General features: G+C 34.6%; 20 protein-coding genes and 1 pseudogene. 9 read left to right on the top strand and 12 right to left on the bottom strand.

Features of this window, described 5'->3' with window-relative positions; translation table 11 throughout:
• Positions 1-66, top strand: a pseudogene (locus tag DK858_RS02260) (IS200/IS605 family transposase); the annotation flags it as partial.
• 318 nt (positions 67-384) lie between these two features.
• Here DK858_RS02260 and DK858_RS02255 read toward each other — a convergent pair.
• Entirely contained in the window at positions 385-1,302 is a 918-nt protein-coding gene (locus DK858_RS02255; RefSeq protein ID WP_109396050.1) for a helix-turn-helix domain-containing protein, read from the bottom strand.
• Between the two features lie 368 nt (positions 1,303-1,670).
• A complete protein-coding gene (locus DK858_RS02250) occupies positions 1,671-1,850 on the bottom strand; it encodes a GhoT/OrtT family toxin (protein ID WP_109396049.1) in 180 nt (59 codons plus the stop codon).
• A gap of 696 nt (positions 1,851-2,546) precedes the next feature.
• On the opposite strand from DK858_RS02250, the gene DK858_RS02245 reads away from it, so the two are divergent.
• Positions 2,547-3,089 (top strand): DUF924 family protein, encoded by a 543-nt coding sequence (locus DK858_RS02245; protein WP_109396048.1) that lies wholly within the window; start codon positions 2,547-2,549, stop codon positions 3,087-3,089.
• A 74-nt stretch (positions 3,090-3,163) separates the two neighbouring features.
• On the opposite strand, the gene DK858_RS02240 is transcribed toward DK858_RS02245, so the two are convergent.
• From DK858_RS02240 to DK858_RS02225, 4 genes are all read right to left on the bottom strand, one after another.
• The gene (locus DK858_RS02240) at positions 3,164-3,940 is read right to left on the bottom strand and encodes a dimethyl sulfoxide reductase anchor subunit family protein (protein WP_109396047.1); all 777 of its coding nucleotides are present in this window, start codon (positions 3,938-3,940) and stop codon (positions 3,164-3,166) included.
• Between the two features lie 3 nt (positions 3,941-3,943).
• A complete protein-coding gene (locus tag DK858_RS02235; RefSeq protein ID WP_023581764.1) occupies positions 3,944-4,561 on the bottom strand; it encodes a DMSO/selenate family reductase complex B subunit in 618 nt (205 codons plus the stop codon).
• Between the two features lie 11 nt (positions 4,562-4,572).
• Positions 4,573-7,005, bottom strand: a complete 2,433-nt coding sequence (locus tag DK858_RS02230) for a DMSO/selenate family reductase complex A subunit (RefSeq protein WP_109396046.1) — start codon at positions 7,003-7,005, stop codon at positions 4,573-4,575.
• A gap of 358 nt (positions 7,006-7,363) precedes the next feature.
• Positions 7,364-8,620: a mechanosensitive ion channel family protein gene (locus tag DK858_RS02225; RefSeq protein ID WP_109396045.1), complete on the bottom strand. Its 1,257-nt coding sequence runs from the start codon at positions 8,618-8,620 to the stop codon at positions 7,364-7,366.
• A 599-nt stretch (positions 8,621-9,219) separates the two neighbouring features.
• Between DK858_RS02225 and DK858_RS02220 the strand changes: the two genes are divergently transcribed.
• A complete protein-coding gene (locus tag DK858_RS02220) occupies positions 9,220-10,842 on the top strand; it encodes a hypothetical protein (RefSeq protein WP_109396044.1) in 1,623 nt (540 codons plus the stop codon).
• Positions 10,843-10,933: 91 nt separating this feature from the next.
• Here the strand turns inward: DK858_RS02220 and DK858_RS02215 are convergent, their stop codons facing one another.
• Positions 10,934-11,512: an HdeD family acid-resistance protein gene (locus DK858_RS02215; protein WP_109396043.1), complete on the bottom strand. Its 579-nt coding sequence runs from the start codon at positions 11,510-11,512 to the stop codon at positions 10,934-10,936.
• 193 nt (positions 11,513-11,705) lie between these two features.
• Here DK858_RS02215 and DK858_RS02210 point away from each other — a divergent pair, with 193 nt between their 5' ends.
• The gene (locus DK858_RS02210; RefSeq protein ID WP_109396042.1) at positions 11,706-12,560 is read left to right on the top strand and encodes a D-amino-acid transaminase; all 855 of its coding nucleotides are present in this window, start codon (positions 11,706-11,708) and stop codon (positions 12,558-12,560) included.
• A gap of 110 nt (positions 12,561-12,670) precedes the next feature.
• Here DK858_RS02210 and DK858_RS02205 read toward each other — a convergent pair whose 3' ends face one another.
• A complete protein-coding gene (locus tag DK858_RS02205; protein ID WP_109396041.1) occupies positions 12,671-13,231 on the bottom strand; it encodes a helix-turn-helix domain-containing protein in 561 nt (186 codons plus the stop codon).
• An 85-nt stretch (positions 13,232-13,316) separates the two neighbouring features.
• Here DK858_RS02205 and DK858_RS02200 point away from each other — a divergent pair, with 85 nt between their 5' ends.
• Positions 13,317-13,979 (top strand): AzlC family ABC transporter permease, encoded by a 663-nt coding sequence (locus tag DK858_RS02200; protein ID WP_109396040.1) that lies wholly within the window; start codon positions 13,317-13,319, stop codon positions 13,977-13,979.
• On the top strand, positions 13,976-14,305 hold the full coding sequence (locus DK858_RS02195; RefSeq protein ID WP_109396039.1) for an AzlD domain-containing protein: 330 nt from the start codon (positions 13,976-13,978) through the stop codon (positions 14,303-14,305). Before DK858_RS02200 ends, DK858_RS02195 begins: the two co-directional genes overlap by 4 nt.
• A 79-nt stretch (positions 14,306-14,384) precedes the next feature.
• Here DK858_RS02195 and DK858_RS02190 read toward each other — a convergent pair whose 3' ends face one another.
• From DK858_RS02190 to DK858_RS02180, 3 genes are all read right to left on the bottom strand, one after another.
• Positions 14,385-15,788 (bottom strand): ATP-binding protein, encoded by a 1,404-nt coding sequence (locus DK858_RS02190; RefSeq protein ID WP_109396038.1) that lies wholly within the window; start codon positions 15,786-15,788, stop codon positions 14,385-14,387.
• On the bottom strand, positions 15,789-16,454 hold the full coding sequence (locus DK858_RS02185) for a response regulator (protein WP_109396037.1): 666 nt from the start codon (positions 16,452-16,454) through the stop codon (positions 15,789-15,791). It abuts the gene before it with no gap.
• A gap of 685 nt (positions 16,455-17,139) precedes the next feature.
• Positions 17,140-17,874 (bottom strand): hypothetical protein, encoded by a 735-nt coding sequence (locus tag DK858_RS02180; RefSeq protein WP_109396036.1) that lies wholly within the window; start codon positions 17,872-17,874, stop codon positions 17,140-17,142.
• Positions 17,875-18,036: 162 nt separating this feature from the next.
• Here DK858_RS02180 and DK858_RS02175 point away from each other — a divergent pair, with 162 nt between their 5' ends.
• Positions 18,037-18,375, top strand: a complete 339-nt coding sequence (locus DK858_RS02175) for a DUF5713 family protein (protein ID WP_109396035.1) — start codon at positions 18,037-18,039, stop codon at positions 18,373-18,375.
• Between the two features lie 246 nt (positions 18,376-18,621).
• On the top strand, positions 18,622-19,713 hold the full coding sequence (locus DK858_RS02170; protein ID WP_109396034.1) for an NADH:flavin oxidoreductase/NADH oxidase: 1,092 nt from the start codon (positions 18,622-18,624) through the stop codon (positions 19,711-19,713).
• A 62-nt stretch (positions 19,714-19,775) separates the two neighbouring features.
• Here DK858_RS02170 and DK858_RS18015 read toward each other — a convergent pair whose 3' ends face one another.
• Positions 19,776-19,937 carry a hypothetical protein gene (locus tag DK858_RS18015; protein ID WP_162556428.1) on the bottom strand — a complete coding sequence of 54 codons (162 nt, stop codon included), beginning with the start codon at positions 19,935-19,937 and terminating at the stop codon, positions 19,776-19,778.
• 37 nt (positions 19,938-19,974) lie between these two features.
• On the opposite strand from DK858_RS18015, the gene DK858_RS02165 reads away from it, so the two are divergent.
• The gene (locus DK858_RS02165) at positions 19,975-20,604 is read left to right on the top strand and encodes a CatB-related O-acetyltransferase (RefSeq protein ID WP_109396033.1); all 630 of its coding nucleotides are present in this window, start codon (positions 19,975-19,977) and stop codon (positions 20,602-20,604) included.
• Positions 20,605-20,640 lie beyond the last annotated feature (36 nt).

Raw genomic sequence — 20,640 nt, 5'->3', positions numbered from 1 at the left:
AGCACCGGAGGGGCAACGATTGAAACGCTCAGAGCCTACGTTCAGAGTCAGTCAACGTCTGATTGATCTTTAAAGCCCTGCAGGCTTTTCGCCTTATATCCCCGCCCGCATTGGGCGAGGGTTTACGGCGTTTTTCGCTAATGTTGAAGTTATTACTGACACTGCTACGAAATTATTAAATGATGCTACTCTTTTAACTAGTAACATACTAAAAGTATTTAATAAATAGGTGCATATAATTTACCTGAATACAGAATGAAATAGGTATTAATTTACGGTAAAGGTGATTGGGTATTAAATTTGATCTTGAGTCTTAATTTTCAACTTTCTATATCTAACAAAAGCCACTTCTAAAATAGGTGGCTTTTCATCAATAAGATAAAATTACTCTTTTACCTTACCCTTATCCTTATTATCTATTTCAATTGGAATATAATAATTAACATCTTTTAATAATGATGCAGGATTAGTAGCGAGAATTGCAACAGGATAATCATCTTGAAATATATACTCTTCAATATCGGGAGCACCATTTTTTCTTGGGATATTAAGTTTTCTAAGTAAAATACCATAGGTATTATAGATAATATCTTTATAATCTAATTTTAATAATGCTTCTGGAATACTAAATTTTAAATACTTTGTATCCTTTATATGAGCATGATCTTTGAATTGAGAATGATAAGCGTCAGGTTTATTTTCCATCATGGTTGCATATTTTATTGTTAATTCATTATTTTTATTAGATAAAATATTATGTAAAGCATAAACCCGTTCATGCTTGGAGAGCTTCTGTTGAAAGAAGACTTTCCAGTATTCTTCTCGCGCTTTTTCTGTATTAAAATTCCAATCAATCATATTAGCTTTATAGGTATGCTCTATACCGATTAATGGAAGCGAGTCTATTGTGACGATTTCGATATCTAAATTAAAACCACTAAATTTTCTTAACGGTAATGTAAAGCCATAAGCTTGCCAATTCTCTTTTCTACGATAATTATAGGGGGTTATATCAAATAACTTTTTAAACGCTCTTGAGAATGTCTGCTGAGAATCAAAACGATATTTTAATGCAATATCCAGCAGTGGTGTTCTTTGCAAGCGTAATTCAACTGCAGCACAAGAGAGTCGTCTTGCTCGAATATAAGACGCTAATGTTAATCCTGTGTGTTCTTTAAATATGCGTTGAAGATGCCATTTGGAATATCCTGATTTTTGCGAAACATTCTCAAGCTTTAGATCTTTCTCTAAATTTTCTTCAATCCAATAGATAATATCTGTAATGACATTTTCACTAAACATATTCTAGCTCTAATTAAAAATTATTATTAGTGGTAGTAAGTAATACATGTATTCGACCAATTTACAGAAGATACTGTAATGAAATTAGGTTTGATTGTAAATTTATAAAAATATTTAATCTAATTTTAGGTTTTTAAAATGGTGCGCTATTTACGATAATTTGAGTATTAATTATAACATACTGATATGAATTGATAAGATTACAATTAGGTGAATAAAATAACGAGCAATTAGATAGTCTTTTTTAGATAAAATCTAAGCTAAAAGTGTTATTTTTGCAAAGTGATAAATATATTTATTTAAGAGAAGAAATATAAATAGTTATTATTCTAATTGAATAGAATATAACTATTATTATTAAGTTAAAATTAGCTAAAAATAGAGAAAATAAGTGCCATAGGGAAGCTAAGAGGCCAAGTTAAGGCGATTAATAATGCACTTAAAAGACGCATGGCTAGGCTAGGATCTTTGGTTAAAAAGAAAGTAATAATAAACGATATAATAGCACCAATAAGGTAGCTTATTCCAATAATAGAGATAGCAGACATAATAGATCATTCAGTAAATAAATTGCCACAATTGTACTCCAAAATTGTTAAAGAAACAGAGGAATAGGGCAAACTTTTCAATAAATGTCATTATTAATGTGCAAATTTTAAACATTTATCTCACTTTTGATCTCTGCTTGCTTTTGGGTTTAATCACACAAGATAATAACAAGGTTAAAGCTAAAAAATAAAAAATAGAAATATAACATATTGATTATAATTGTTATTTATAACAATCTTTATTGTCTAAAATGATGGTTACTAAAAATAGAACAAAACGACATAGATCTTTTTTAGTGGTTTCACTATAAAAAATAAAATTTTTAAATGCTGATTTTTAAGGCAGGATAGTAATGAAGAGATAAATTTGATGTTTGTAAATGCGCAGGTTAGTTATATTACATCATGATATCGACAGAATGTAATAAATGGAGTGAATGCCATTTTATACATACTTGTAGATAATTTGGCTTATGGATGGCGCGACTTAATGGATATAAGCGTTAGCTGGGAAGCATTTAAAAATCCCCTTTAAGATTGAAAAGGGGATTTATTTTTATATTCTTTTCAGATAGAGGTTAATAGCTGTTGCTATATTAAAATGGTAATTTATAAAAGTAGTAACCTGTCAATGACGTTTATTGTAAAGAAAATAAACGCTGTTTTGATTAATAAACAACTAGCGTGGTAGTTTTTATGATCCCTTATCAATCAACTTTGACGTTTTGGTTTGAAGAATGCACACCAGAGCAATGGTTTAAAAAAGATCCTCAGTTTGATAAAGAAATTAGCCGTAGATTTGGTGAATTATGTTTAAGCGCGAGTCGTGGCGAGTTGGCATCATGGAGAGAAACGATAGAAGGGCGTTTAGCTGAGGTGATTATTCTTGATCAATTCTCACGTAATATTTGGCGAGATACGCCAAAAGCTTTTGCCCAAGATAATATGGCATTAATCTTAGCGCAAGAAGCTATCAGGTTACCTGAGTATCTGACATTAACACCGGTTAAACGTAAGTTTATGATCATGCCATTTATGCATTCAGAATCCCCTAAAATTCATCAAGATGCGGTTATCTTGTTTTCTCAGCTTAATGATGACAATACTTATCAATATGAATTAAGACACAAAGAAATTATTGATAAATATGGTCGCTATCCTCACCGTAATGAAATTTTAGGACGAACATCTACACCTGAAGAATTAGACTTTTTGCAGCAACCTGGTTCTTCATTCTAAAAAAATGCATACCTTTTTCGGGTATGCATTTTTGTTTCTTTTTTATAACTGATTAATCAGTCATAACGTCAAGATTACATTGTAATATGCCATAAATTATAGAAGGCGATACGACCTGACAACTCAGCAATAATGACCGCAGCAGCACAAGTTGCTAGCGTCATTTTTGATGCTTGTGCTTTTACAGCAGTAAATCCTACGATAACCACACCTAATGCTAATACTGCTAATTGGAATCCCCAAAATAGAGATTGATCAGCACTGAGTTCTGGGCCTGTAAAGCCAAGGAAGCTAACATAGCCAGAGCGAGTAGCAAAAGTAATAATGGCACCAATAATAAAGGACAATGCACCTAAACGTCGAGCACCTGTTGCCATTGCTAATACACCACCGCCAACTAACAGCGTCATCCAGAATTGCAATGTCGTGTAGTTTGTATTCCAGTTAGCAATTGTAGGAATATGATAAATTTGCGGAATAGACCAAACAAATGCTAGACCAAAAACAACGGTAAATAGGTTACAAATTTCACGTAAGCCTTTCCATTTTTTCATTATAGTGAGTGCGACAGTGGCAAAAGCAAAACCTGTAAACACACCACTTAAAAACGCTTCGTTACTCATTGGAGAACGGCCAACGCCTAAAAGCATATTGAAAAAACGCAGTGGCTGACCAACGTGTAATCCACCAATACCTAAGCCAATTAATGTTAAAACCAAGGCTAAAATATTTGCATTACGTAGTTGGTTTTCATCAATTTGACCTAATTTTTTACTGATATAAGCAATAAGAAACAGACCTGCTGCTGATGAACCTAAAACAGTAAAAAAGACTAGAGGAAGTTCATGCATGGTTTATACCTCCGCCGCATTTTGAACTGAACCGGTTTTATCACCAGAAGGCTTCGCTTCTTTGTGTGCTTTGATCACGATATTTGGATTGGTCAAGCTAGGATCAGGCATTGGTGCGATACCACACTCAGTACCGTGTTTTGCTCTGATCACTTCAATATCATCAAAATCAAGTGCACGTTGAGGACAAGACTCAACACAAACCGGTTTCATGCCTTGTGCTACACGTTCGTAGCAACCATCACACTTAGACATGAGTTTTTTCTTCTCATCGAATTGTGGTGCACCATAAGGGCAACGTAATTCACAATAACGACAACCCACACAAATATCTTGGTTAACAACCACTAAACCATCTTCTTCACGTTTATGCATAGCACCCGTTGGGCAACCTGCAACGCAAGTCGGATTTGAACAATGGTTACAAGAAATGGATAAATAATAACTATAGATATTTTGTGTCCAGATCCCGTCCTGTTTTGCCCAGCTACCACCACCGTATTCATAAACACGACGGAATTTAGGGCCTAAATCTAAATCTTTTTCATCCTTGCAACTGACTTGACAGGTTTTACAGCCAGTGCATTTAGTGGAGTCAAAATAAAAACCATATTGCTTCATGAGTTAACTCCTTATGCACGTTTCACTTCAACAAGGTTTGTATGTTGTGGATTTCCTTTAGCAAACGGCGATGGGTGCCAGCTTGTTAATGTATTAATACATCCACCTGTATCTACACCTGTTGTATCAAGTGAACGCCATGCACCTTGCGGTACTGCAATCACACCAGGTAATACACGATCTGTCACTTTAACGAGAATATTTAAACGACCACGATCATTATAAATCTCAGCAATATCGCCAGATTTTAATCCGCGTTCAGCTGCGTCAATTGGGTTTAACCAGAATTGATGCGGAATAGCTTCACGTAACATAGCGACGTTATAGTAGCTTGAGTGAACGTGGCCTTTGTCGTGGAAACCGGTCATTTGCAGAGGGAATTTCTCTTTAAGCTTAACGTTTTCAACGCCTTCTTCATTCTTACAATATTCTGGAATTGCAGGGATACGGTCGCCTTCAGGTAAAACCCAGCCTTCAGTATCTTGCATCAATTTTTCAGAATAAATTTCAATCTTACCTGACGCTGTTTTTAATGGATTAGCGATAGGATCTTGACGGAATGCTTCAAGTGCAACGTATTGATTACGATTAGGTAATTTACGATCGATAATTCCTACATCGTTAGTTTCTGCAAATGTAGGCAACGCTGGATTTTTCTCACGCATTTGGTTATAGCAATATTCAATCCACTCTTCGTAAGTACGTCCTTCAGTGAATTGTTCTTTGGTGCCCATTTTTTCGGCAATGTCTGTTAAGACATCATAACAAGGGCGGTTTTCCCAAAGTGGCTTAATCGCATTTTGTAAACGGACAACATAGTGGTAAGCGCCACTTGCGTAAGAGTTATTGATAAGATCGTTAGTCTCAACAGTTGTCACATCTGGCAATAAAATATCTGCGTATTTTGCAGAAGGGGTCATGTGGTTATCCCACACTAAAATAAACTCACATTTTGATTCATCTTGCAGTAAATCATGCGTTTTATTCAAGTCAGCGTGTTGGTTACCAATCACGTTGCTGGAATAACACCACATAAATTTAATGCCTGTATCAAGTTTATCTTTATTTCTGACACCCGCATTTTTGCTGGTCAGTTGATCACCGCGAGCAATTGCTTCAGACCACATAAATGTTGGGATCAACGTCTTAACTGGATTAGGCAGAGCAAAGCTTGCAACTGGATAAGCAACGTTACCACCCCAACAACCTGTATTCGTACCAGGGCGGCCAATGTGACCTGACATTAATGGTAGCATCATAATCGCGCGACATGCCTGCTCACCATTTGAGGTACGCTGGATACCCCAACCTTGAGAGATCCACGCAGCTCTTGCACCACCAATTTCACGTGCTAATTGGATAATACGATCAACAGAAATACCCGTTAATTTACTTGCCCACTCAGGTGTTTTTGCAATGCCATCAGGACCATTACCTAAAATATAATCTTTATAAGAGCCATTTTCAGGTGCTGATGCTGGTAATGTTTGTTTATCCCAACCGACACAATATTCGCGTAAGAAGTCTTCATCGGTGATGCCTTCTTGGATCATCACATAACCTAATGCAGCGACTAACGCAGCATCGGTACCTGGATAAATTGGGATCCATTCGGCACCTAATGTTGTCACACTGTCAGTACGACGAGGATCGATGATGATAACTTTACTTTTGCTTTTATCTAACGCATTTAACGTTTCATAGAATTGACCACCACCAGACATACGTGTTTCAGCAAGGTTATGACCAAACATCACGACTAAGTCTGAATTCTCAATTTCTGTTAACAGTGATTCCAACATGTCCCCGTAAACATAAGGCACAATACCGGTTAATTGAGAGTATGAATAAGTACCATAGTCACTTAAAAAGCCACCAACAGTACTTAATAAGCGTTTACATGCTGTTCTACCGTGTAAGTTCGCACCAGTAGAGCCTGTACCATATTGGTAATAAATGGACTCATTACCGTATTTTTCGATGGTATATTTTAATTTTTCCGCGATGATTGAAGTGGCTTCATCCCAAGAAATGCGCTCAAATTTACCTTCACCACGTTTACCAACACGCTTCATTGGGTATTTTAAACGATCTGGGTTATATGTTTTCCAGCGTACAGAACGACCACGCAGACACGGGCGAATTTGGTGAAGACCAAATGTTGAATCGTCATACATCGTTTCATTAGAAATACGACGAATAACGCCATCTTTCACATGCACTTTTAATGGACAACGACTACCACAGTTCACTAAACATGCACTGTATTTGATAGTTTCAGATGTCTCATCAGGGCGGATCCCCTGGGGAGTTTGAGCATTAGCAGCGAATGGTAATGAAACCGTTCCTGCAACAGCAGCTGCACCAGAAATAACAGCTGCAGACTGAATGAATCCACGCCGACTCATTTCAGTAATAGAAGTATTATTTTTAATTTTTGACATTGACATTACCCTAACATTTTTCACAACAAGTAAAGTTGTATATATATGTTAAGTTATAACCCTTCTACCTATAATGATTTATATCAATATAAAAAATGTTAATAACGTTATATAAAAAAATAATTATTAAACAAATGGTTACAATTTCTAGTTAATACCACTTTAGTGGTAAATAAAATATCAAATAAATAGGAATTAACAATCAATCGATATGTAAAAAATAACATATCGTTTTTCATAAATATAGAGAAAAACAAGATTGTTAACATAATAACAAAATAAGAGATTAAAAATATTTGTTAATAAGAAAAGTAAAAAAGAAGAATGACTCTTCTTTTTTACTTAATACGAAAATGATTTATTGAGGATTATTTTCGACAGGAAATCTGAGTGCTCTTACATCATTTCCTGTTGGAGACTGGTGAACCCTTAAGCCGAATTGAGGCAAAATAGCAAAGATATGATCAAATATATCTGATTGAATTGCCTCGTATTGAACCCAAACAGTGGTGTTCGTAAAGGCATAAATTTCAATGGGAAGCCCATCCGAAGTTGGTGCTAATTGTCTTACCATAATTGTCATTTGCTTATGGACATTAGGATGGTTTTTTAAATAGGCTTCAACATACGCACGGAAGGTTCCAATATTGGTCATGCCACGTTGGTTTAATGGTATTTGACATTCATTATCCAAAGTGGAATTGAATTGGTTAATTTCACTTTCTTTATTTTTTATATAAGGCGCTAACAAATGAGCCTTTTCTAGATTATCAATTTGTTTTTTATCTAAAAAATGGATGCTGTTAATATCAAGAGCAAGACTTCTTTTAATACGACGTCCTCCTGATTTTGTCATTGCTTGCCAGTTTTTAAAGGAATCTGAAATGAGAGAATAAGTGGGAATCGTTGTAACCGTATTGTCCCAATTACGCACTTTAACGGTTGTTAAACTAATATCAATGACAGCGCCATCAGCTCCATATTTAGGCATTTCTAGCCAGTCACCAAGACTTATCATATTGTTTGCAGATAATTGAATGCCGGCGACTAATCCCATAATAGGATCTTTAAACACCAACATTAACACCGCCGTCATGGCGCCTAAACCACTGAGTAAAATAAGAGGGGATTTGCCAATAAGTAGGGAAATAATCATTATCCCAATCAGCACCGAGGCGGCGAGTTTTAAGCTTTGAAAAATACCTTTTAATGGTAATCGGCCAAATGAGGATGAATTTCTCATGATCTGCATACAGAGATCCATAATAGAGAAAAGCATCAACAAGCCAAAAATTAAGCACCAGGCTTGGGCACTGGTGGTGAGAATTTCTTGGGTTTTACCCGATCCCATCCACACTAGCGCTTGGATATTAACAACAATACCTTGGATTAAAAAAGCAAAACGACTAAATAGCTTATTTATTTCTAGAGAAAGTTGCCATTTCTGATCGTATTGACTTATTGCCTTGGAAATTTTAGGCAAGACCAGCCTGTGCAAAATAAAATGGAGAATGATTGCGACAAGAAAAATAATGGCTAAAACGAGTAGGAGAGAAGCAATTTGGGCGTACTCTTCATTAAATTGACGTATCCATGTAAGCAGTTGCTGCTGCATAAAATATCCTCATAGTTAATGCGGGTTGTATATTAAGAGTATAGAAAAGAGAGCTTAGTTCAATAAGGTGAATTTTTTGTTACGAAAAATGCGAGGGTAAGTGAAATGGTAAATAAGCGCAGTAGAGTGAATAAAAGCCAGAAATAGTCTTTTGTGCGATGAGGGTGCTATTTCTGGCTTTATGCTGTATTTTATTTATAAATCAAATAATTACAGTAAACGAGTTGAAGATAATTTTACAACAACTTGGTGCAGATTAGTAATAAAAGAAGTCATTGATTTCATATTAAGTATCCTATTAATAAAATGTGATTCGTGTCACAAATATTTTCTAAGATTGATTTTAATCACATTTTCATAACAGTCAATAGCTATATACAAAAATATTTTAAATTTTAAATTATTTTTTATGTTAAAAGTGTTTTTTATCGTTTCCATAGATGAAAGATGCTTGGGGAATTCTTTATCTTATTGTTTATATGGTGTTTTTTTGTTTTTTTCTATTAACAATGCTTAGTTGACTTTTTTCTATTGTAATTTTCACTCGATTTTTTTGCTTTAAGCTAAACATGGAATCGGAAAAGAAAGGAAATCACTCAATGAATATCGAAACAAAAGAAGAACGTTTACAAAAAATTTTACAAGGTGAGAAAGACGCAATAGCACCGACACCACTTGTTTATGATGATGATTCTCAAGTCGTAATTGATCCTAATGTGGAAATTAAATTTAATCAGATAAAATCATCTCCTGATGATCCTGATAACGAAGTTAAAATGAATCGAGTTATCAAATATGAGGTGGTTGTCACGGGGATTAACCTACGTTTAGCCGAATGGCGTACGAGTCCGAAAGGCATTTTAATTTTGCCAAATAACAAAGATGTCTACATTACGATAGTCGATGACAGTAAAACAGAGATCTCTTTAACGGGTAATCGAAATGGTGTGGCATCATTACAATTAATCTTAAAAGATGAAGATGATGAAAATAGGGTTTATTACGCAACGCCGATACAAATTCGTGTTACCCCACCTAAAACCAATCCTAACACCGATTGTTCAGCGTCTAATTGTGAAAAATTTGATGACTTACTGACAATACGTTCAGAATCGATGCAATGGCCAAGTCAGTGGGAAAGTGTGTCTAAAAGTTTTGTGGCACATCTTCAAGATAAAGAAGGTGAAGATGTTCAAAATAAAGAAGTCAAATTAACTTACGATGTAGAGAATAGTACATTAGCAGTCGAGCCAGAAATTTATAATGCTGATGGTGAACTAAGTAATATTGGCAAAACGAACAAATACGGTATTGCAAATTTTAAAGTCAAATTTAAAAAGAGTGAACCTAAACAAATTGCTATCTTTCATGCTGAAACTGAAAATAGCGAAGATCCAACTAAACCAATTAAATCAAGAGATTTTTATGTTGAAATGACAACGGAGAAATTGCCTTCTCCAAAAGTGCCTGCAACATTAAATGGTATTCTTAGCTATCATAGTGAGAATTATTGCGTTAACGCTAATCTTATTTTAGGTCGTGATATTAGTGAAAGCACACAAGTTGGATTTTATTTTAATGATCAACTTAAGATGTTGCCATGTACTGATAAATCAGCAGTCTCTGTTAAATTAGAAAATCAATTATTAACAAATGGTATTCATTATATTTCTTTCTTTACGGTTGATATCTTCGATAATATCTGTTTTTCTCGACGTGAGCGTATTATTGTTGATAACTCTTTAACGGGGGAGTGTAGTAAGCAAATTAAGAATATTGCGCCAAAACCTTGTATTAGTGTCATTATTCCTCAGATTTGCGATCGTTACTTTAATTCTGTCAATATTAGGCTTGTACCTTCTTTATGTTTACAAATTAAAAATCGTGTAGCGAAGATGAATATCCAAAAAATGGTTATCATCTATAATGGTTACTCTAAGATAAATAACAGTGAAAGAACATTGGTCTATCGCTCAACATTAGAAATCTACGCTGATGATCCTCGTTTAGGGAATTTCTTGCACGATACAACACCTAATAATGATCCTATTAATATGGTTGAAATTGTTGAGCCTGCATTAGAGAGTATTTTGGCGGATGCATTGCCTAACATTGAAGTAGGACAACTCGGTATTCAGGTGATGGTCTTTGAAAAAACGGGAAATTGTTACCTGTGTGGAGAGAATATGTATACGGTATCTCTGCGTTTACCTTGTGCTTAATAATAATCTATTCTGTTTTCTACTTAAGAGCCACTTTATGTGGCTCTTAATCTATATTTAATCAATAAGATTATTATTACTAAATAGTCAATTAGTGCGTCATTCTTTTTATTGCACTGGTTATCGATAGTATTGTGATAGAACTTAAAATAAGTTGTATACCAATCAATGCCATAACTAATGCAACAGAGGTTTCAGGACCAAAAGCAATTAAGAAATAGGCGATAACGAAGTCTAAAAAACCCACTAATATATTGAACCAGCCATAAAAATTATCTTTAATTTGTTTGAAACCAACATTTAGGCGCAATATCCCAGCAAAAATAAATAGAAAGCCGATAAAAAAGGCGAGGCTAAGCATACCTTGCAATGGATCAGTAATAAAGATATAGCCTAAAAGAAGGTAAATAAAACCCGCTAATAACGTAATTAGCATTGACCAACCGGAATAGAGCTGACTATTAAAACCCGCAATAATAGTGGATATTGCACAAGCAAAAAAAACAATACCGAGTAATACACTGATAACAATACCTGAAGAGAGAGGATTAATAATACAGATAAAACCAGCGATAAAACCCAGTATAGCGATAACGTTCATTAAAGTGCATTGTTTCTTCACCAATTTCTCTGTTAGCTGAGAGAGATTATTTTTATTAATATCTAACATAGTAACCTCTTTATCCTTATGTTTGGTATATAAGTTAAATTATAGCAATTTTTGCTTATATGGCATGATTTCTTTAAATAAAAATATAATTAAAAGAGGTATGAAGGTAGGTAAACCATCTTTGAAATATAAAATTGATGGAGTAAGGTGGTAAGTTAAATCAAAAATCAATCAAGTTTATAGCGGAGGTAAAATGTCTGATATAGTGTATGTAGACAGTCACTTTGTACCTAGAGAACAGGCTAAAATATCTGTTTTTGACCGTGGTTTTTTATTTGCAGATGCAGTTTATGAAGTTACTGCGGTTATCGATAGTCAATTAATCGACTTTAGCGGGCATTTCCAACGATTACAACGATCATGTAAAGAATTGGGTTTATCGATACCCATTACCAAAGATCAATTAATTCATATTCATCATCAGCTTATTGAAAAAAATAATCTTCATGAAGGGCTTATTTATTTGCAAATAACTCGAGGTACAGATTCCTCTCGTTTTTTTGATTTTCCGCCTTCATCCGTCTCTTCTACAATAGTGGCTTTTGTTCAACATTCAACAGTGGTTAATCACCCTAATGCAAAAGAAGGGATTTCAGTGATCAGTGTTGAAGATATTCGTTGGCAGCGTTGTGATATAAAAACAGTTGCCCTGTTAGCGGCTTGCTTAGCTAAACATCAAGCACATCAACAAGGTGCTGATGATGCCATTTTAATTAAAGAAGGTTATATAACAGAAGGTAGTTCAAGTAATTTCTTTATTGTTAATCATAATAATGAAATCATTACTCGGCCACTGAGTCAGGATATTTTACCCGGTATTACACGCCAAGCGATTATTCAATTAGCGCAAGAAGAAGGGCTTAAAATAATCGAGCGCCGATTTACACTTGATGAGGCGAAAAAAGCCAAAGAAGCTTTTATTAGCTCAGCGACTACATTAATTTGGCCAGTTATTTCAATCGATAATCAAGATATCAATCAAGGTGTAGTTGGGCAGTTATCCCAACGGTTACGAGAGATTTATCTTGATAAAGCACTTAAAAAATAATTGACTAGACAGATGTTTTTATCAAATTTATCGCACTGCTTTCAGATTTTTATTACTATATAGCAGTGCGGTAAATTAATAATTTTACTCTGTTAATTCGTTTCTTTATATTAATTATGATGTTCAATAATCATAACGGCAGTTGTGTCTGGCTCTAAAGCGCGTAATACATGAGTGACATCGCCAGGATAGCAAATATAATCACCGGGTTTTAATTCTTGCTGATTATCTAAAGTTCCCACCATTGCACTACCACTAATAATAATAATATGTTCAGTGACATTCTTACTGTGAGGATCTGATACTCTGTCTTTTCCTGGTTGTGCAATCACGGTGTATATATCGCGTTTTGCACCGACAGGACAGGATGATAGTAAAAAAGCATGGTAATACGCTTTTTCGGCACTAATTTTAAAGCCATCACCTTTGCGAATAACTTTGATTTCAGATTGTGGGGCTGAAATAAGTTGAGAAAAAGGGATATTTAACGCAACACAAATTGCCCAAAGTGTTTCAATACTTGGGTTTCCTTGTCCAGCTTCTAGTTGAGATAATGTTGATTTTGCAACACCAGCTCGTCTTGCTATTTCAGCAAGTGAAAGACCCGCTTTTTTTCTTTCTCTAGTCAGTGCTTGAGAAATAATTTCAATAGGCGCACAAGGCGATGACATCATAGCTTCCTTCAAAAATCATCTTGCAAAAAAACCAATCGTTCAACATAATGAACGAAGTGTTCGATAAAAAATACTATACTTTATGCAAATTAACAGTCGTCTTGATAATAACGTACTTAGAGATATTGTGCTTGTTTCATTAGCTGATGGTATTGTCGGTATCTCTTATGGCGCTTTAGCTCATACCCAAGGCTTTGATTTTTGGGTGCCGTTGGTGTTATCCATTTTTGTTTTAGCGGGAGCTTCTGAATTTCTTTTTATTGGTGTTGTAGCGATGGGAGGAAGTGCAATATATGCAGCTCTTGCCGGATTAATGGTTAACGCACGACATATTCCTTTTAGTCTAGCAGTAAAGGATTTACCCGGAAAGGGACTTAAATCATTATTAGGTTTTCATATATTAAATGATGAGAGTGTTGTATTTGGTTTATCTCAACGTACTGCTGAACAAAATAAATTAGCGTTTTGGGCTTGTGGATTAGGGATTTTATTTGTTTGGCCTTTAGGAACCATGATTGGTGTTTACTTGGGGTCATTTATTGTAGATATAAAGATGCTAGGGTTGGATGCGATGTTTCCGGCGATCATTCTCGCATTAAGTTTACCTGCATTAAAAAATAAGCTAACACGTCATGCTGCAATAATAGGAGGCATTATTGCACTTGCAACCACATTATTCCTCCCTGCTGGGATCCCCGTTTTGTTATCGTTATTAGGCGTATTGTTTGTGATAAGGAAAGTATAATGTCCACCGCTTCAATTATTACAGGAATTATTATTCTTGCTGTTGGTACATACACTATGCGTCTTTCGGGAATATTACTCAATAATAAAGCGGAGGTATCAGAGAGAGTTAAAGAGATCCTCTCATTATCGGCAATTGTTATTCTGTTTTCGGTAGCGATAACATCGACATTTTTTGATGGTGGCCAACTTGCTGATATTTCAAAAATTATTGGTGTTGGTGTAGCGGGTGTACTTACTTGGCAGAAAAAGCCTTTTATTATAATTGTGCTTAGTGCAGCAATAGTAACAGCAGGCCTACGTTGGTTAATTAATCTTTGGGTATGACGTCCGTTAGTGCCTCATCACGGTAATAAAAAGGAGGTATAATGACCTCCTGTACTCTGGAATATTATTAATTTATCTATTAATCACTATCTGATGATTTCACTTCTAAAGGTAGAACAATAATAAAACCAATCCCTTTATTATTTAGCCCTTCAGTAATAATTAATGATGCTTGAATTTTATTAGCGAGATTTTGTGCAATAGATAGACCTAATCCGCTACCTGTTTCGTTAGAGCCAGGAACGCGATAAAAACGTGAAAATAGAGCATTGATATGCTCTTTTGCGACACCTGGGCCATTATCACGCACGATAACATGAATACCTTCTGCGTATTTATTCTCAATAGTAACCTCCACTTGGCTACCTTTAGGGCAATATTTTATGGCATTATCAAGTAGATTATTAAATATAGAGAGTAATGCTTGTTTATCGGTTTTCAGCGTTAAAGCGTGCCCTTCATTAAGTGATAATTCAATATTTTTAGAAATCGCATAAGGAACGCGTTGTGCTATTGCATTTCCAATGACGTTATAGATATCAAGAGATTCTATTTTTAATGGGAAGTTGTCACATTCTAATCGAGCCAAATCAATTAATTGATGAGAAAGAGCCGCAGCTCTATCAAGAGATTGTTTCATATCATCAATAATTTCTTCTCGCTCTTGCTGATCATCGACTAAGGAGAGTAGGTGTAATTGAGCAATAACTGCAGCTATTGGTGTTCTTAACTCATGAGCTGCATCTGCCATAAATTGTTTTTCACGAATATTGGCCGCATCAATTCTGGCCATTAATTGGTTTAGTTCTTTAAAGATAGGGCGAATTTCTTTAAATTGCTGGCTTACATTAATTGGTGTTAAATTACGCGGTTTGCGATTAGAAATAAGTTCAGCAGCTTGTCTTAAAGGGCGTAAACTAAAATAAGCGGTAATTAAGATTGCAAAAATAACAGTTGCGAGAATAAATAAGAAAGGAATAAAGGTGCCTTCAACAGGGTTACCAATAACATGGCCTCTGTCTTCAACGGATTCACCAATAAAGACTTTTATTTTATGTTTTTCTCCCCAACTAAAAGAGAGTATCCACTTTTCACCAGCGACAGACACTTTTTCTGATGCTAATGAGAGTACTCTTGTAGGGATAGGCAACTCAGGACGATTAGTATAAATCAGCGTATTATTTTCATCTAAGGCAATAAACCATGGTAGATATTGTAGTTCATCATCTTCACCATTAAGCATGGCATCGATATACATGCCTTGTAAATTATGAGCGACTTCTTTGATAACTTCAGGTTGGTCAGCCACAATCTCTAAGGTATTAGCAAAACCCTTGGCAATAATTTCTTGCTGTTTGTTATAAACTTTTTCGAACTCGGCAAGATAATCAAATTGTATCCAAGCTAACCAAACGCCCCAAAGCATAACTATGGAGATAATCTGAAGGACTATGGTGTAAATAAAGAAGGAGCGGATCTTCATTTAATTAGTTTCTTTTTTTAATAAATAACCTACGCCACGAACCGTGATAATACGTTCTTTGCCTATTTTTCTCCGTAAATTATGCATATGCACTTCAAGGGAATTGCTTTCAATTTTATCGTCTAAACCAAATAAACGTTGTTCCAACTCTGATTTACGCACCACATTGTCAGTATTACGCATTAATTCATATAATAGTTGATATTCTTTACCAGATAATAAAAGCAATTCGTCATTTAAAGTGACTTGATGGTTTGCTGGATTAAGTTGTAAATTGCCAATAGACCATATTTGTGAAGAAAAACCGGCCATTCTACGACTAACCGCTTTTACGCGAGAAATCAGTTCTGGCATAGCAAAAGGCTTTGGTAAGAAATCATCTGCACCTGAATCTAATGTTTGTACTAAATTATCAATTTGAGTGCGGGCAGTTAAAATGATAATCGGAATTTTTTCGCCATTTTTTCTAAGTGAAATTAGTTCATCTTGCCCTTCACCATCAGGTAGGCCTAAATCTAATAGCATTAAATCAAAAGGACGCTGACTTAATTGAACACGAGCATCTGCAAGCAATCTGACCCAACATGGCTGAAAACCCGCAATTTCAAGCCCGCGACAAAGTGCTTTTCCGAGTTGTAAATCGTCTTCAACCAATAAAATATTCATGATAATACCTATCTAAAATTGTCTTAAGAAAGTATAAGAGCCAAATAAAAATTGAGCAATATAATAAAATACAAAGTAAGGTGTGATTAATGAACTCTTAATGTAAGATAAATTTTTATTTAATATGTTTTACTAAAAATAAATGACTGGAGTTTTTAGGAACAGATTGAGATAAGTATGCTACTTATTTCATGTTTATCGCGTTAAGGCATTTAATGTTAATTTTAAAGATTTATTTTAGATAGAATTTGTGTAATAAACTTAATGTGAATAATAAATATCTCGCTCTATTATGCTAAAGTAACTTAAATACTTTGTTTAAATTACTTTAGATTTAAAAGTGAAGTCTATTATAAATCGATATTCAATAAATAAGGTTTTACTTTTAAAATAATCTAAATATAAAATATTGATTTCATTGAGTAATATAAATATTAAATTGATGTCTTATTCTTTTATTGAAAGTAAATAGATGTTTTAATATATCCCTGTTGTGCAACATTTTTATTAGATTTAAATTATTTACTTTATTCATCTATACTCTTGCAGTAAACCTTAACTACTTGAAAGGAATTTAATTTTTAATAAAAGGAATTTATATGAAATTAGATGGTGTTATTTAGTATAAATTAAATCATTCTGTGTCAGAAATGCTCCCAACCCTCTGGGAGCATTTCACATGATGTTATAACTTACAAAGTGAGTTATCCCACAACATTAAGTTAAATGGTAAATTTAATGGCACCACCAATTCATTTACCGTAGTTTGAAGTTCTGCTTTTGCGTGAGCCAGTCTTTGTTTATCTATATCAGGGATAAAGCCATCTTTTGCTGGTAAATCATCTAATGTGTACTCTTCCACTAACATACCATTAGCCCAATGTTGAAATAACCAATAACTTTCTGGCATTAATGTATATTTTGTGCCGTCAATAATTGTTGTTTTATCTTCCTGATAACGGACGGAAATAAGCTGATTTGCAACATTATCCCAAATCCAACCCTTGTATGTTCCATCCTTTAATCGATTTATCGACCAATGCATATCATCAGGTTGATAAAAATACAGCTCAGTTAATGTAATATCAGATGTATCTTTTGTTGATAATGAAGCTTGGATAAGGCCATTATTAAAATAAGAAATAGAAAGCGTTTTATTATCGATATTCAGATCAATGTTACAATTATCCCAATGCGTGATTGTTAAACCTTCTTTAGTTGGTTTTTCTGGAATGGATATCACGGTATCTGTTGCATTATCTTCTGCTGGTGGGTAGTAATGACCTGTAACATATTCACCGTTATTACCATAGAAATGCCATGTTGCTAAAGGTGAGCTTTCTAAATATTTTAAAATGATCATAAAAGAGAGTAGTGCAATAGTCAAAAAAAGAAAGATAAATCGTATTTTTTTAGTCATTTTAATTCATTGCCTATTTTCTATTTGCTGGGCAGAATTCTATAAATTCATAGAAATAAAAGCGAGACATTTAATTAAGAAACGTAATATACTTTTCTGTAATTAAGATAATAAGTGCACTTTAATGACCTTAAGATAAATACTTAGATAAGGATGTTATTCATGATTAAAAATAAAGTACTCGCCACGCATTCTTTTTTAAAAGAAATGGACAATGATAATTATTACCCCACACACCTTGTAAAGAAAGGGCAAGATTTATTAAAAGCGCTTTGTGTAAAAATAGAAGCCACTTCACCTAAAAATTTGTCAGAACTTTATATTTTAACGCAAGAAACAACAGATCAATTTAATGAATTAGCAGAAGAATTCTATGAAGAAGAGAGCGAAATTGAAACAGTAGCAAGAGAGTGTATTGCTGAAGATTTTGGCTTCATCGCGGATGAATATGGGTTTGAAAATGCTGATATAGAAGAATTAATTGCAACAAGAGATTGGTAGGAAAAGGCGAGAGAACCATATTGTGTTTTCTCATTTTTACTTATTGGTGCAACCTGTCAAATCTAATGATTAATTAACAAAAAGATCAGTAATTGATGCTGATCTTTTTGTTTTTCACAATGTGAAGTAAACCATCGCCTAAATGTATAAGATCCGATAGCCTTAAACTTGTATAGTTAAATGGTATATACAAGTGTGAAGATATTTTTCTTTGCATAAATTCTTATTGGTAGCAGGAGGCTTTAAATGAGCTTGTTGTTCTCTCCTAAAAAATTAGGCCCCCATCAGTTAGACAACCGCATTATCGTTGCACCTATGTGCCAATATTCAGCACAAGAAGGTTACCCGACAGCATGGCACACTATACACTATGGGCAACTAGCACTGTCTGGTGCATCGTTAGTAATTGTTGAAGCGACAGCAGTTGAGCCTAGAGGTCGTATTAGTTATAAAGATTTAGGTATTTGGTCTGATCAACATGGCAGTGAATTAAAAAAACTTGTTGATAATATTAAGCAATATTCACCTGCAAAAATGGGTATACAGATTGCACATGCAGGACGTAAAGCATCGACTGATTTACCTTGGAATGGTGGAGCATCATTAGCGCCAGATTCTCCTAATGGATGGCAAAAAGTTGCACCTTCAGAAATTCCTTTTGGAAATAATCATCAGCCTCATGCCTTGGATATTGATGAAATTGAAGAAATAAAACAAGCTTTTGTTGATGCAGCTAAAAGAGCTGAATCAGCAGGCTTTGATGTTATTGAGATCCACGGTGCACATGGATATTTATTGCATGAATTCTTATCTCCATTATCAAATCACAGAACAGATCAATACGGTGGCGATTTCAATAATCGTAGTCGATTATTAGTGGATGTCTTTATCGCTGTAAAAAATGCAGTTTCTGATAATGTTTGTGTGGGTGTCAGAATTTCTGCAACAGATTGGGTTGAAGGTGGCTGGGATTTAGAAAGTGCTATTGCGTTAACACAACATCTTGAAGAATTAGGTTGCCATTATATTCATGTTTCTTCTGGCGGGTTATCAGAAAAACAAGAAATAAAACTAGGACCTAATTACCAAGTGCCATTTGCTCAAGCAATTTATAATGAAACGCAGCTACCTGTTATTACTGTTGGTTTAATTACCGAGCCAGAACAAGCTGAAGCGATTTTACTTACAGAGCAGGCTGACTTTATCGCTTTAGGCCGAGGTATTCTTTATGATCCTCGTTGGCCTTGGCATGCGGCGGAAAAACTCAAACAAACCATCAACGTTGCTCCTCAATATTTACGTTGTGCACCTCATGGTAGTAAAGACTTTTTTAAATAGTGATATCAAGCCACGGGGGAATAACTAGAGGGATACTATTAAGGCGATCCGTGGCTTTTTCTTTAATAACCTTTATGATGATATGGATAAACTGCAAGCATAGCGTATTGCGTGGTATAAATTGGTCGTAAACAAGATGAAAAAGAAGAACTTATTGCTTCAACCAAGGATTGCTTAAGACGATGTGTTTTGAATGCGAACACATCATCAGAGAATTTAAGCATTCTTTGATGACTCATTAAATTTATTGCGAGTCATATCATGAAAAATAAACATTGGTCGCGCGTAGAATATTTGCACGAAACAGTTAAAAATAAAAACATTATCATTAAAGGGCAACACAGTTATTACAGTGATTGCTGGGATGATGGTTTTGAAACTTCTGTTGTTCGTTATCTTTATGGTGATGAAGTTAGCCTGCAATGGGAGCCATTGTGGGAAATTGATAAATTATATATTGGTGATTATGTCTGTATTGGAGCACAGGCGGTTATATTAATGGGTGGAAATCATACTCACCGTATGGATTGGTTCTCACTTTATCCTTTTATGGATAAGCTTGAGGAAGCCTATATTGGTAAAGGGGATACTCATATTCATGATGGTGTATGGATAGGAATGCGTGCAATGATAATGCCAGGTGTGACGGTTGGAGAAGGGGCTATTATTGCAGCTAATAGTGTTGTTTCCAAAAATGTTGAACCTTATAGCATTGTGGGAGGGATACCTGCACGACACCTTAAATATCGTTTTGAACCCAAGATTATTGAGCAACTTTTATCTTTAAATATTTACCAATGGTCAGAAAAGAAATTTGAAACACTTAGACCTCTTTTATGTCAATCATCAATTGATAAATTATTAATTGCAGAAGCACAATTTATTGAATAATACTACCCCCCTAAGCATAAATAAGTTTAGGGGTTC

Source organism: Proteus faecis, from assembly GCF_003144395.1.
Taxonomy (GTDB): Bacteria; Pseudomonadota; Gammaproteobacteria; order Enterobacterales; family Enterobacteriaceae; genus Proteus; species Proteus faecis.
This window is presented reverse-complemented; position numbering and strand designations above follow the sequence as displayed.

Coding starts and splice junctions, on each gene's coding strand:
- DK858_RS02255 (WP_109396050.1), bottom strand. CDS start 1,302: ATGTTTAGTGAAAATGTCATTACAGATATTATCTATTGGATTGAAGAA.
- DK858_RS02250 (WP_109396049.1), bottom strand. CDS start 1,850: ATGTCTGCTATCTCTATTATTGGAATAAGCTACCTTATTGGTGCTATT.
- DK858_RS02245 (WP_109396048.1), top strand. CDS start 2,547: ATGATCCCTTATCAATCAACTTTGACGTTTTGGTTTGAAGAATGCACA.
- DK858_RS02240 (WP_109396047.1), bottom strand. CDS start 3,940: ATGCATGAACTTCCTCTAGTCTTTTTTACTGTTTTAGGTTCATCAGCA.
- DK858_RS02235 (WP_023581764.1), bottom strand. CDS start 4,561: ATGAAGCAATATGGTTTTTATTTTGACTCCACTAAATGCACTGGCTGT.
- DK858_RS02230 (WP_109396046.1), bottom strand. CDS start 7,005: ATGTCAAAAATTAAAAATAATACTTCTATTACTGAAATGAGTCGGCGT.
- DK858_RS02225 (WP_109396045.1), bottom strand. CDS start 8,620: ATGCAGCAGCAACTGCTTACATGGATACGTCAATTTAATGAAGAGTAC.
- DK858_RS02220 (WP_109396044.1), top strand. CDS start 9,220: ATGAATATCGAAACAAAAGAAGAACGTTTACAAAAAATTTTACAAGGT.
- DK858_RS02215 (WP_109396043.1), bottom strand. CDS start 11,512: ATGTTAGATATTAATAAAAATAATCTCTCTCAGCTAACAGAGAAATTG.
- DK858_RS02210 (WP_109396042.1), top strand. CDS start 11,706: ATGTCTGATATAGTGTATGTAGACAGTCACTTTGTACCTAGAGAACAG.
- DK858_RS02205 (WP_109396041.1), bottom strand. CDS start 13,231: ATGTCATCGCCTTGTGCGCCTATTGAAATTATTTCTCAAGCACTGACT.
- DK858_RS02200 (WP_109396040.1), top strand. CDS start 13,317: ATGCAAATTAACAGTCGTCTTGATAATAACGTACTTAGAGATATTGTG.
- DK858_RS02190 (WP_109396038.1), bottom strand. CDS start 15,788: ATGAAGATCCGCTCCTTCTTTATTTACACCATAGTCCTTCAGATTATC.
- DK858_RS02185 (WP_109396037.1), bottom strand. CDS start 16,454: ATGAATATTTTATTGGTTGAAGACGATTTACAACTCGGAAAAGCACTT.
- DK858_RS02180 (WP_109396036.1), bottom strand. CDS start 17,874: ATGACTAAAAAAATACGATTTATCTTTCTTTTTTTGACTATTGCACTA.
- DK858_RS02175 (WP_109396035.1), top strand. CDS start 18,037: ATGATTAAAAATAAAGTACTCGCCACGCATTCTTTTTTAAAAGAAATG.
- DK858_RS02170 (WP_109396034.1), top strand. CDS start 18,622: ATGAGCTTGTTGTTCTCTCCTAAAAAATTAGGCCCCCATCAGTTAGAC.
- DK858_RS18015 (WP_162556428.1), bottom strand. CDS start 19,937: ATGCTTAAATTCTCTGATGATGTGTTCGCATTCAAAACACATCGTCTT.
- DK858_RS02165 (WP_109396033.1), top strand. CDS start 19,975: ATGAAAAATAAACATTGGTCGCGCGTAGAATATTTGCACGAAACAGTT.